This is a genomic window from Sorangium sp. So ce363 (genome assembly GCF_051520435.1).
Lineage (GTDB): Bacteria > Myxococcota_A > Polyangia > Polyangiales > Polyangiaceae > Sorangium > Sorangium cellulosum_B.
Window position 1 is genome coordinate 5,050,222 of the sequence record NZ_CP150333.1, and the last position, 12,401, is coordinate 5,062,622.

Below are 12,401 nucleotides of genomic sequence, written 5' to 3' on the forward strand. Positions count from 1 at the left end.
CCACGGCGCCGCGGGACACGTTCGGCAAGAAGTGGGGCATCCCGCGCATCGACGGTAGCCTCGGGGGATGCATGACGAACGGACAGCCCCGAAGCGGATCCGCGTGACAGGACTGCAGGAGGCCCAGCTGCCGGCGCTCGTAGCGCTGGAGCAGGCCTGTACGGCGACGCACCGCGAGGCTGGCGCTGGGGTTGGGGTCTCGGAGATCGAGGCGCGGACGCTCGCCGATCTCGCCGCGCTGACGCGGCGGCACGACGTGCGCGTGGCAGAAGCGGACGACGAGGTAGCCGGCTACCTGGCGTGGCGTGACGAGGCGCCTGGGGTCGCAGTCCTGGAGGAGCTCTCGGTGCACCCGGACCACCAGCGATGCGGCATCGGGACGCGGCTGCTCGCGGACCTCCAGGATCGAGCGCGCGAGCTCGGCATGGATCAGGTCGTCGTACGCTCCAGGGAGAAGGCGGGCTGGGCCCAGGCTTTCTACGAGAAGAAGGGCTTCGAGCCGCTCGGCGAGGGCGCGCCCGCGAAGGTCCGCGCGTGGTGGAGCGAGCAGGAGGCCTCCGGGAGCCCGCCGGCCCGAGCCGGCGAGGTCATCCTGTGGGCGGCCATTCCGCCGCAACGCCCTGAAGCGCTGGACGAGGGCGACGAGCGCAGCGAGAGCTGAACCCGGCCGGGCGGACCGTTCGCTCGGGGCCGTCGTGGGCCGGCGGGCGCCCGGGCGAAGGGGCGCGGTTGCAGAAGCGCGCGACGGCTCGGCCGGGGTTCGCCTGGCTGCGCTCGCGCCAGCCGTGGGGCCCGGAAAACCGACCGGGGGCGCGAGTTGACATAATGTTTCTTATGCGATCCAAGGCCGGTGCTGCGGGCAGGGGAGATCGGCTCGATTTCGCGAGCAAATTCATGCATCTGAGGGCCGATCGGCCCGCGGCGGTCGCCGCCATCGCCACAACCTGGGTCAGTCGGCTTCGCCCGCGGCAACCTGGGTCGGTCGGCCTGCCGCCGTCGCCGCAACCTGGGTCGGTCGGCCTCGCCCGCGGTCGCCGCCACCCCTGGCTCTGCCCGCCACGAGACCTGGCCGGAGGCACCACTCCGGAGCCCCGCAACACGCCTCAAGGCGTCGTCCGCAACGCCCCGCGCGCCCTTCGGCCCGCCAGCATCGAGCCGCCGCGCCTCAGTCTGTACGTGTGTTCAGCCCTTCGGAACCGGGGGCGTCTCGACGTCGAGGCTCAGCAGCGAGCCGCCGTTCGTCAGGACGAACGCACGCCGGCCGTACGCCGCCGGCGTCATCGCGATGCCGCCGCCGGTCTCGATGCCGTCGATCACGGCCCCGTCCAGCGGAGAGAACAGGAAGATCCCGTAGCGCGTGGTCGTCACCAGCAGCGCCCCCGAGAACGGCACGGGGGCCGAGATGCCGCCGTCAGGCAGGTCCCGGCGCCAGATCGTGCGGCCATCCTCTGGATCGAGCGCCCACAGGCCGGTCATGCCGGAGGACGCAAGCAGCACCTTCCGCGCGGGCACGATCGGACCGCCTCCGCTCCGGGGCTGGTGCGCAGGCTGCTCCCACAGGAGAAGCTCGGTCACGCCGACCGCCGTCTCGTTCATCCAGGCCCGGGTCCCGTTCTCTGCGTCGAGCGCGAAGACCCCGCCCGCGTAACCCGCCACGAAGACCACATCGCCCGAGGCGATCTTCCCGAGGACCGGCGTGGTGTCCGTGTCGAGGTACTTCGGCGTCTGGCCGCCCGCGCTCTGCTCGGCCTCGGCAGCCAGGTCGACGAGCGCCCACTGCTCGGACCCGTCCTTGAGGTCGTAGGCCATCACGACCCCGTCCGAGAACGCGGTGTAGACCTTGTCCCGGCCGAGCGCCGGCCCCGCGTGCCCGGAGATCTCCATCCCGCCCGCCGGCGTCCTGTGCTGGTGCCAGCGCATCGCCCCCGTCGCCGCGTCGAGCGCGATCAGCGTGTCGTTCGAGTTCGTCACGTAGAGCACGCCGTCGCGCAACACCGGCCGCCGCGCGACCCTCGCGTTGGTCATGAAGCGGTAGAGCAGCGCGCCGTCGGACGCGCGCACCTTGTAGAGCGCGCCATCGTCCGAGCCGAAATAGACCGTGTCCGACGCGGCGTCGTAGAGCGGCTCGCACTGCACCGGGCCGAGCGTCTCGAAGCGCCAGAGGACGTCGCTCGTGTCCGCGCGCAGCGCATACAGCCCGTGATCGCTCGATCCGACGAAGACGCGCCGGTGCGCCACGTCGATCTCGGGGCGGCCGCGCTCGTAGGCCTCGCCGACCTTGCGCGTCTCGGCGGTGAGCTCGCGGCGCATGGTGATGCCGAGTGCGCCGCCCGGGTGGTGCAGCCAGAGCGGCGCATCGGGCGCCGCAGCGACGCCCAGGTTGCCGCAGCCGCTCAGCGGCGCGAGCCCCAGCCAGACGAGCGCGACGCCCGCTGCGCGGCTAGTGCGGCGCATCGCCCGCCTTCTTCTCCGCGTTCTCACGCGCCCGGCGGAGCAGCTGCTCGATCTCCTCCGGCGTCATCGACTGGCCCTTCGGACCTCCGAACGCGGCGCGCGGCGGCACGGCGGCCGGATCGATCTTGCGCAGCATCTCCTCGACGACCGCCTCGAGAAACTGGAACGGGCGGCCCTCCGTCGACGGCGCCTGGAGCTTCTCGTGCGCGCTCTTGAGCAGCTCCTTCGCCTTGTCCGTGTCGCCCTTGGCCAGGTGGAGCCGCGCCTGGTGGTACAGCGCGAGCTCCTTGTAGCCCTTCATGTCGATTGCCTCGAGCTCCTTGAACGACGCGAGCGCGCCGTCGAGATCACCCTTGCCCTCGCGGGCGAAGGCGATGCCCTCGATGGCGCGCCCCTTCACGTCGGGATCGGCCCCGGCCAGCGGCGACGAGACCACGACGCTGTACGCGTCCAGCGCGTGCGCGTAGTCCTTCTTGTCGAGCAGCACCCCGGCCTGCCCCAGCTTCGCCAGCGTCGCCGCCCCGGTGCCGGCGTGCTCGTCGATGACCTTGTTGTACTCGGCGAGCGCGGTGGCCGACCGCTCGTCCGCGGTCTTGAAGGTCCTCGTGACGTCGAGCTCCTTCTCCTCCTCGGTGCGCGTGTCCTCGGCGAGCACCCTGCCCCGATCCGCGGCGACGGCCGAGACGAGCGCCGACGAAGAGACGGCGTCCTTCTTCTCGACCCGCGACAGGTAGAACAGCACGCCGCCGGTCGCGACGAGCGCCGCCAGCACGCCCCACTGGAGGATGTGGAAGTTCGCCTTGATCCACCGGCCAGCGCCGCTGCTCATCCGGCTGAGCGCGTCCTCGACCATCTCGCCCGGCAGCAGCTGGACCGGGCGGCGCCCCTCGGCCTGCTCCCTGCGGCGAGCGAGCAGCTCCTTCGCGCGGGCGTTCTTGTCCTTGGGCAGCTCCTCGCCGATCGCCTTCTTCTTGCGACGGCGCGCCGTGGCCTCGTCGCGGCGGCGGGCCGCGCGGTTCGGCGCCGCCTCGGCCGCCTCTTCGCCCGCCGCCTCCGGCGCGGGAGCCTCCTCCGCCTCGCCGACGCCGAGCGCGTCGGCCACGCGCTGCGCGGCCTCGTCGTCGCCGTCGCCGTCGCCGCCGCCGGCGTCCTTCACCGGAGCGCCGCGCGGCGGCCTCGCCGGGGCCGCCTCCGCGGCCCCGTCCTCGTCGCCATCGCTCCGCGTGGCGACATCGCCGTCGCTCCGCGCGGATTTCTCTTCGGCCTGCTCTCGGTCCTTGTCCGACACGCGGCGGACTCTAGTCTCGCGGCCTGCGGCGTCAATCTGGCCGGTGAGCGGCGGGCGCTTCGTCGTCCGAGCGCGGCGGCGCCCCGGCCTCCCCGGGCGACCAGGGCGCAGGCGGCGGGGGCGGGATCTCGTCGCTCAGCGGGACGACCGCGCACGCGGACACCTCGACGTTCTGGGTCGCGTACACCACGAAATCGCCGTAATTGCCGGCCTGCGCGCCCGCCGCGGGCGGCAGCGTCGCGAACGCCTCGGTCGGCTCGCTCCCCGGCGGGATCGCGAGCGTGACCGCGCGCTCCGGATCGAGCTCCGGCGCGCTGGCCGGGACGAGCGACGCGCCGTCCCGCTTCGGCGGGCGCCAGCCACGCGTGGGCCTGCCGAACCGCACCTCGCCGGGGCGGCCGTCGTCGGTCCGCGCGCGGCAGAGGACGCGCACGCCCTTGCCGTTGCCGGCCTTCGGGATCACGACGCCGAGGCCCACCCCGCTCTTCGCGAAGCGGCGCAGGCGGCCGAGATCGCGCTCGCGCGGCCCGCCGAGGAGGTCGAGGATGTCGGCCCGGAGCGCGAGCCCGAGCCCCCCCGGCAGCGGATCGGGCGTGCCGAGCATGCGCAGGAGCGGCGCCCGGAGCTCGGGGCCGGCGCCGAGCTTCACGAGGGCCTCCGCGATCGCGACCCGCGCGGTCTGGTACGGCTCCTGGCTCAGCCGCTCCGCGAGCGCCGGCCGCGCGGCGTCCTCGCCGATCGCCGCGAGCGCGGCCGCGGCGTACGGACGGAGCCGCACGTCGCCGAGCGCCGCGATGAGCGGCGGCAGCGCCGCCTTCACCCGGATCTTGGCGAGCGCGTCCACGATCTCGCGCGCCCGCTCGAACGAGGTCACCTCGCCCGCGTCGGCGCCGCCGTCCTGCTCGGGGCCGCGGACCACCTGCCGCAGCCACGCCACGAGCACGTCGTCGCCGCGGCGATCGCCCGACTCCGCCAGCGCGAGCGCCGCGAGGCGCCGCCACTTGCGATCGCGATCGACGACGAGATCGCGGGTGAGCGGCGCGCCCTCGCCGAGCCGCGTGAGCGAGAGCGCCGCCCAGCGCCGCACCTCGTCGTCCTCGTCGCGCACGAGCGCGAGGCGCAGCGAGGGCGCCGCCTCGGAGCGGCGCAGATCGAACAGCACCTCGCCCGCCTTGCGCCGGATGGCCACGTCCGCGTCGTCGAGCAGCGCCGCGACCTCGACGACCGCGTCGGCGTCGCCCGCGATGCCGCGGCGGAGCGCGTCGGGCCAGCCCTTGCCCTCCTGCCGGAGGCCGCGGACCTCGTAACGCCCGTGCGACGCCTCGATCGCGCGCAGCTCCGACCGCATCGCGGCGAGCTCCGCCGGGCGCAGCGCGGAGATGTCTTCCTGCTGGCGCGGATCGGTCGCCACGTCGTAGAGCGCGCACGCGCCGATCTTGCGCGCGCAGACGAGCCGCAGCGTGCCCTTGGCGAGCAGCGTCTGCGTGTCCGTCTCGGCGAACGCGAAGCCCGGGAGCGAGGGCGGCCCGCCCGGCGCCGCCTTGCCCTGCTCCGCCGCCTCGTCGCCGGAGGCGAGCAGCGGCCCGAGGTCGGCGCCGCGCACGCGCGCCGGCCTCGGGATGCCGAGCCCCGCGAGCACCGTCGGCAGAAGATCGACGAGCTGCACCGGCGCCCGGACCACGCGCGGCGAGAGCAGGCCGGGCGCGCTCACGAGGAGCGGCACGCGCGCCTGCTCCTCGTACACGGTCGTGCCGTGGTAGCGACCGCCGTGCTCGCCGAACTCCTCGCCGTGATCGGCCGTGACGATCACGACGGCGTCCGGGCGCCCCTTGCGGACCTCGTCCACGATCGCGCCCACCCCCGCGTCCGCCACGGCGATCTCCGCGTCGTAGCGGTCGATGTCGCGGTCGCCGAGCGGGTGCTCCGGGTGCGCCTCGTACGGCTCGTGCGGCTCGAAGAGGTGCACCCACATGAACGCGCGCTGCTCCGGCCCGAGCCCGGCGAGGTAGCTCCGCACCTGCTCCAGCCGGAGCTCTGCGCTCGCGAACTCGACCTTCCGGTACTCGAAGTCGAGCGCCCGATCGCGCAGCGCGCCGAAGCGCTCGCCGTCGATGAAGAACACCGCCGGCGGATAGAAGCCCGCCGTCTTGTAGCCGTAGCGGCGGAGGTGTTGCGCGAAGGTCTCGGAGTCGTCCCCGAGCCCTTGCAGCACGAGCGGGCGGATGTACTTGCCCGTCATGAGCGACGACACCGCGTACGACGTGTGCGGCGTCGGCGTGTACGCCGCGTCGAAGCGCACGCCCTCGGCCGCGAGGCGATCGAGGTTCGGGGTGATCTTCCTGTCGTAGCCGTACGCCCCCACGTGGTCGGCGCGCAGGGCGTCGACGCTGATCAGCACGATGTCGCGCCCCCGCAGATCGATGGCGTGCCCGCTCGCGCGCTCGTCGAGCGGCGCGGCGTCGAGCGGCTCGGGCGGCGACAGCACGGCGGCGAGCTCGACCACGTGGCCGAGCAGCGGGCTGTGCGTCGCGTAGATCAGCCGGATGTTGTCCGCCAGCGCGAGCCTGTCCGCGGCGCCGGGCGCGAGCGCCGCGCCGAACGCGAAGAGGACGAGCGCGAGCGCCGCGCGCACCAGCCTGGGCGAGCGCCGCCCGTGCAGGTCCTCCAGGCGAGCCGCGCGCGCAGGCAGCGCCGGCGTCGCGAAGGTCGCCGCCGCGAGGGTGAGCGCCGCGAGCCCCAGGTGAAAGGCGGCGTAGAGGCGCGGCAAGACGCGCACGTTCGCGACCTCGAGCAGGACGATCGCGCAGATCGCCGCGAGGAGGAGCCACCTGCCGGAGGCCGCGGCGCGCGCTCGCTTCAGGGCGCGCGCGGCGCGCGGCGCCGCAGCGAACGTCGCGGCGGCCGCGACGAGCGCGAGCGCCGCGATGAAGGGCGCGCGCCGGCCACCCTCGAGCATGCGCCCCGTCGAGACCCCGAAGGCCACCGCGCCGCCGAACGCGCCCGCGATCAGCGCTGCCGCGGCGCGGAACGCCTTGCGCTCGGCGCGCATGACGATCTCGAGCACCGCGCCGAGGACGGCGGCGCACGGCGCCGCGGCCGAGAGCGCGAGCGGCAGGAGGTCGCGCAGGGCGCGGCCGAGCTCGTAGGGCCCGAGGAGCTCTCGCCACCGCCACACGCCGACGACCAGGAGCTCGGCGAGCGCGAGCGCCGCGAGCGCAAGGTAGGCGTCCGCCATGCGCCACCCGATCTCCGTCTCCAGCTTCCTCGGAGGCGCGTCGGAGTTCCCGCTCGGGAACGTGGCGCGGCTCGGCGCGGGCGCCGGCGTGGACGGGCGCGCCGGCCCGGCCTGCGGGCGCGGCGCCGCCGGGGCCCGGTGGCCGGCCGGCCCCGGCATGACGCCGGCGATCCCCTCCCCGGCGGCCGTCGTGTCAGGCCGGCTTCCCAGGAGGGGCCGCCCGGAGGGCGCGGGCCCCCCAGGAGGCCGGCTGGCGCCCCCATGGCCCCGCGGGCGCATCGGAGCGGCCCCGTTGCGCTCGGTCATGCGTAGGAGACTTCGAGGATCTCGTACGTGCGCGGCCCGGCGGGCATGTTCACGCGGACCTCCTCGCCGACCTCATGGCCGAGCAGCGCGCGCGCGAGCGGCGAGGCGATCGAGATGCGCCCGACCTTGAGATCGGCCTCCTCGGGCCCGACGATCTGGAAGCTCTGCTCCTCGTCCGTGTCCACGTTCGCGAGCTTGACCTTGGCGCCGAACTGGACCTTGCTGCCGCTCAGCTTCGACGGATCGATCACCTCGGCGCGCGAGAGCGTCTGCTCGAGGTAGCTGATGCGGGCGACGATCATGCCCTGGCGCTCCTTGGCGGCGTGGTACTCGGCGTTCTCGGAGAGATCGCCGTGCTCCCGGGCCGTCCCGATGTCCTTGACGACCTGCGGCAGGTCGATCTCTTTCAGCCGTCGCATCTCTTCGCGGAGCCGCGCTTGTCCCTCGGGCGTCATCGGTACTTTCTCGGACATGGTGGGACGCTTTTAGCATGGCTCCCGGCCGGGAGACGACGGCCCTAGGCGCGCCAATCGCCCGAGGCGCCAGGCGCCCGGACCGCAGCGCGTGCCCCGCCGCCTTCGCCTAGCCGCGCCAGCGAACGATCTTCCGCGGCGGCCGCCGCGCATGGGCGTCCGCTGACTTGGTCGCGCTCCGGACGAGGGCCGCCGCCGTCCTGGAGAGCTCCTCGGGATGCGGTCCGCCGTGCGGGACGGCCGCGGCGTCCACCGTCGCCGTGGCCGCGCCGGTCGCCTCGGCGACCCGCACCTCGACCGGGACGTCCGCGTCCGGGAGCCGCACGAGGCCCCGGTACACGAACTCCCCTGGCGCATCTCCGGCGTCGGCCTGCTCCAGCACGTAGCGAGCGCCGGAGGACGGCCGTCCGACGGCCTGCGTCACAGCTGCGGCCTCGCGGGGGCGCGGCCCGACGCCGCCTTCTTGGCAGGCGTGCCGCGCGGCCCGCCCATCTCGTCGAGGAACCGGCGCGCGGTCACGGCGAACGGGCCGCCCCAGTCCCGGATGACCGACTCGAACACGGCGCGCGCCTCGTCGGGCTTCTTCATCTTGAGGAGCGTCTCGCCCTTGAGGACGAGCGCCTCCGGATCGAGCCCGGAGCCCGGGAAGGTCCGCAGCGCGTAGTCGATCCGGGCGAGGGCCGCGTCGAACGCGTCTTCCTTGAGGTAGTAGCGCGCGACGTAGAGCTCGTGGCGCACGAGCCGCCCCGTCACGACCTCGAGCATGTAAGCCGCGTCCTCGCGGTACCGGCTGCGCGGGTACTGCCGGAGGAACGTCCGGATCTCCTTGTAGGCCTCGAGCGTGGTCGCCTGATCGCGCTCCTCGGCCGGTGGCAGGAACACCGTGTCGTCGATGTCCAGGTAGAGCGCCTTCGCCATCCGGTACTTCGCGTACTCGACATTCCGGTCCGTCCGGTGCTCCTGGATGAACGCGCGGTACTCCGAGATCGCCTCCGGGTACTTTCCCTGCTCGAAATCGAGGTCCGCGATCCTGAGATCGGCGAGCCGGGCGTAGCGGCTGTAAGGGAAGAGCCGCTTCACCTCGCCGAAGAGGGCGCGAGCGTCCTCCCAGTCCTTGGCCTGGAAGGCGGCCATCGCCTCGTTGTACGCGGCGCGCGCGTCCTCGGTGTACGTGAGGGTCGCGGTGCGGCCGTCGTTGAGCTCGAAATCGCAGCCCGCGAGCGCGCCGAGGGCAGCGAGGCACCCGGCGAGGGCGAGGACAGCGGCGGAGGGTCTCATCGAGCAGGCCTCGTACCCAATCCGGCGCCGGCGCGCCAGGGCTTCCGCTGTGGGGCCGGGCCTGTGCTCCTTCGCTCCCCGCATCGTGGCGCACGGCTGAGCTGGGGTATGGTCGACCCATGCCCGCTTCCTCTCCGCCGCCCGCCCCAGCGGCCACCGCCCCGCCCGGAGGCGCCGCCGCGCCCACCGTGCTCGTGGTGGACGACGAGCGCAACATCCGCCGCACCCTCGCGCTGGTGCTGCAGGGCGAGGGCTACCAGGTCGCGGAGGCCCCGAGCGCCGAGGCGGCGCTGGAGCTGCTCGCGCACGGCGACAGCCCCGTCGACCTCGCCCTTGTCGACCTGCTCCTGCCCGGCATGAACGGCCTCGACCTCCTCCAGCGCGTGCGCCAGGACGACGCCACCCGCGAGCTCCCGGTGATCGTGATCAGCGGCCACGCGACCGTCAACGACGCGGTGAAGGCGATCAAGCTCGGCGCCAGCGACTTCTTCGAGAAGCCGCTGAACCGCGAGCGCGTCCTCGTGGGCGTGAAGAACGCGCTGCAGAACTCACGGCTCGCTCGAGAGGTCGAGGATCTCAAGGCGCAGGTGCAGGCGCGCTACGAGATGATCGGCCAGAGCGCGGCGATGCAGCGGCTGTTCAAGGAGATCGACCGCGTCGCGCCCACGAAGGCGAGCGTGCTCATCACGGGCGAGAGCGGCACGGGCAAGGAGCTCGTGAGCCGCGCCATCCACCGGCTGTCGCCGCGGGCGCGGGGCCCCTTCGTCCGGGTCAACTGCGCCGCGATCCCGCGCGAGCTCATCGAGAGCGAGCTCTTCGGCCACGAGCGCGGCGCGTTCACCGGGGCGAGCGGACCGAAGCGGGGCTTCTTCGAGCAGGCCCACGGCGGCACGCTGTTCCTCGACGAGATCGGCGACATGGACCTCGCCGCCCAGGCCAAGGTGCTGCGCGCGCTGCAGTCGGGCGAGATCTGCCGCGTCGGCAGCGAGCACAGCCGGTACGTCGACGTCCGCGTGCTCGCCGCGACGAACAAGGACCTCTCTCGCGAGGTCGCCGCGCTGCGCTTCCGCGAGGACCTCTTCTTCCGCCTCGCCGTGTTCCCCATCAAGAGCCCGGCGCTGCGCGACCGCATGGAGGACCTGCGCGCGCTCGCCGACGCGTTCATGGCGGCGTTCTGCAACGAGAACGGCCTCAAGCAGAAGGCCATCGATCCGGTGGTCTACGCCGCGCTCGAGCGCCGGAGCTGGCCGGGCAACGTCCGCGAGCTCAAGAACGTGATCGAGCGCGCCGCGATCCTCTCGGGCGATGTCGTCACGATCGCCGATCTCCCGGAGGATCCGCACGAGAACCCGTTCGAGGACGACGCGCAGGGGGCCGCCGGTGACGGCGCGGCGGCGCCCCCCGCCCCCGTCGCGGCCGAGCCGCCCGCGGGCGCGGCCCGCCACGAGCCGGAGCGCCCTCGCCTCACGCTCCGCGAGTTCCGCGATCGGGCCGAGCGCCGCTACATCGTCGAGGTGCTGGCCAGCCTCGACTGGAACATCTCGCGCGCGGCCGTTCTGCTCGGCGTCGAGCGCACGAACCTCCACAAGAAGATCCGCACGTACGGCATCAAGCGAGGTGAGGCGCCGTAAGCAAAGCCGGCACGTCCCGCCTACGCGGCCCCCTCGATCGCCCTGCGGACGGCGCGGAGGAGCGACTCGGCCGTGAAGGGCTTCCCCAGCACCGCGGCGCCTGGCCGGACGGCAAACGGGCCGTCGAGGGCGTCGCCCGTGTAGCCGGACATGAAGAGCACCTTCATGTCCGGCCTGAGCTTCACGAGGCGAGCGGCGAGCTCGCCGCCGGACATCTCGGGCATCAGCACGTCGGTGAGCAGGAGGTCGACGCGCCCGCGCTGCGCCTCGCAGACGCGCAGCGCCTCGCGCGGCCCGCGCGCCGTCAGCGTCGTGTAGCCGTTCTGCCCCAGGATCCGGCTCGCGAGCGTGACCACCGCGTCCTCGTCGTCGGTGACGAGCACCGTCCCGCCCTCGCCCGGGCGCGGCGCGGCGCGGCGCGGATGTCCCGCGCGCGCTCGCCGCGAGGACGCCCCGCGCGCGGAGAGCGGCAGGTAGATCTCGACGCGCGTGCCCTGCCCGGGCCGGGAGGCGAGCTCGATGTGGCCGTGCCACTGCTTGACGATCCCGTACACGGTGGCGAGCCCGAGGCCGGTCCCCTTCCCCCTCGGCTTCGTCGTGAAGAACGGCTCGAAGGCGCGCGTCCGCACGTCGTCGCACATCCCGCTGCCGGTGTCGCTCACGACGAGGCGCGCGTACCGGCCGGGCGGGACCGCCGGGTGCGCGTCGCGCAGGCTCCCCGCAGCGCCGACGCGGACCGCGCGCGCCTCGATCGACAGCCGGCCGCCGCCTTGCATCGCGTCGCGCGCGTTCAGCGCGAGGTTCATCACCACCTGCTCGAGCTGCCCCGCGTCCGCCAGCACCCGGCAGGCCGACGGACCGAGCGCGATCGCGAGATCGATGCTGTCGCCGACGGCGGCGCGGAGCGCGCCGTCCATGCCGCGCACGACGTCCCGCAGATCCAGCACGACCGGCTGCGCGAGCCCCCGCCGGCTCACCGTGAGCAGTTGCCGCGTCAGCGACGCGGCCCGCTGCGCGGCGCGCTTGATCTCGGCGAGATCCTTCTGCACCGGGCTCTGCTCGTCGAGCTCCTCTATCACCAGGCTCGTGTAGTTCAGGATGATCGCGAGCAGGTTGTTGTAGTCGTGGGCGATCCCGCCCGCGAGCCGCCCCACCGCTTCCATTTTCTGCGCCTGGCCGAGCCCTTCCGAGAGCTCGCGCCGGCGATCGTCGGTGCAGCGCGCGGAGGAGAGATCGACGATGGCCCCGACCACGAGCCGCTCGCCGCGCGCTTCCGCGATGGTCTCGGTCCTCATCACCCGGACCGCCGATCCATCGCGGCGGGTGAGGAAGCCCTCGACCGCGCCGGCCGGCGGCGGCGTCGCGCCCGCCGCGCCCCCGCCGAGGTGGAGATCGCCCGCCGCGAGCGCCTCCTCCCGCGAGCCATAGCCGAGCAGCCGGGCGAGCACCTCGTTGCAGTCGACGAGGCGGCCGTCGGGCGCGGCGACGTAGAGCCCCGCCGGCGAGCAAGCCGCGAGCAGCGGGCTGTGCGCCACCGGATCCCTCGACGATCGTCCGCTGCTCATCGACGCATGGCCGTGGAGAAACGTTCCGTCGGAGGGACATCTCCGACAACCAGAACTGAAGCGCGGACTCTCCGTCTTTGCAACGTCGTTCACACCGGCCGCACCGCGAACGTCACTGCAGGGCGGCGCGGCGAGCCGCGCAGCGTGGACGGTGTCTCGTTCTCCACTTCT

Annotated in this window: 9 protein-coding genes; 2 read left to right on the forward strand and 7 right to left on the reverse strand. The window is 73.8% G+C overall.

Going from position 1 to position 12,401, the window contains the following annotated elements; translation table 11 throughout:
- The first annotated feature begins 67 nt into the window (after positions 1 to 67).
- A complete protein-coding gene (locus WMF12_RS19175; protein ID WP_437873006.1) occupies positions 68 to 661 on the forward strand; it encodes a GNAT family N-acetyltransferase in 594 nt (197 codons plus the stop codon).
- A gap of 521 nt (positions 662 to 1,182) precedes the next feature.
- On the opposite strand, the gene WMF12_RS19180 is transcribed toward WMF12_RS19175, so the two are convergent.
- From WMF12_RS19180 to WMF12_RS19205, 6 genes are all read right to left on the reverse strand, one after another.
- The gene (locus tag WMF12_RS19180; RefSeq protein ID WP_437873007.1) at positions 1,183 to 2,454 is read right to left on the reverse strand and encodes an outer membrane protein assembly factor BamB family protein; all 1,272 of its coding nucleotides are present in this window, start codon (positions 2,452 to 2,454) and stop codon (positions 1,183 to 1,185) included.
- Complete coding sequence (locus WMF12_RS19185) at positions 2,441 to 3,742, reverse strand: tetratricopeptide repeat protein (protein WP_437873008.1); 1,302 nt, start codon at positions 3,740 to 3,742, stop codon at positions 2,441 to 2,443. The genes WMF12_RS19180 and WMF12_RS19185 overlap by 14 nt, the downstream gene beginning before the upstream one ends.
- A gap of 31 nt (positions 3,743 to 3,773) precedes the next feature.
- Complete coding sequence (locus WMF12_RS19190; protein ID WP_437873009.1) at positions 3,774 to 7,136, reverse strand: sulfatase-like hydrolase/transferase; 3,363 nt, start codon at positions 7,134 to 7,136, stop codon at positions 3,774 to 3,776.
- 143 nt (positions 7,137 to 7,279) lie between these two features.
- Positions 7,280 to 7,756 (reverse strand): transcription elongation factor GreA, encoded by a 477-nt coding sequence (greA, locus tag WMF12_RS19195; protein ID WP_012236225.1) that lies wholly within the window; start codon positions 7,754 to 7,756, stop codon positions 7,280 to 7,282.
- A gap of 109 nt (positions 7,757 to 7,865) precedes the next feature.
- Positions 7,866 to 8,180, reverse strand: coding sequence for a hypothetical protein (locus WMF12_RS19200; RefSeq protein WP_044965207.1), 315 nt, complete (start codon positions 8,178 to 8,180; stop codon positions 7,866 to 7,868).
- Entirely contained in the window at positions 8,177 to 9,034 is an 858-nt protein-coding gene (locus WMF12_RS19205; protein ID WP_437873010.1) for an outer membrane protein assembly factor BamD, read from the reverse strand. The genes WMF12_RS19200 and WMF12_RS19205 overlap by 4 nt, the downstream gene beginning before the upstream one ends.
- A gap of 119 nt (positions 9,035 to 9,153) precedes the next feature.
- Here WMF12_RS19205 and WMF12_RS19210 point away from each other — a divergent pair, with 119 nt between their 5' ends.
- Positions 9,154 to 10,665, forward strand: a complete 1,512-nt coding sequence (locus WMF12_RS19210) for a sigma-54-dependent transcriptional regulator (protein ID WP_437873011.1) — start codon at positions 9,154 to 9,156, stop codon at positions 10,663 to 10,665.
- A 20-nt stretch (positions 10,666 to 10,685) separates the two neighbouring features.
- On the opposite strand, the gene WMF12_RS19215 is transcribed toward WMF12_RS19210, so the two are convergent.
- Positions 10,686 to 12,230, reverse strand: coding sequence for an ATP-binding protein (locus WMF12_RS19215; RefSeq protein WP_437873012.1), 1,545 nt, complete (start codon positions 12,228 to 12,230; stop codon positions 10,686 to 10,688).
- Between the last annotated feature and the right edge of the window lie 171 nt (positions 12,231 to 12,401).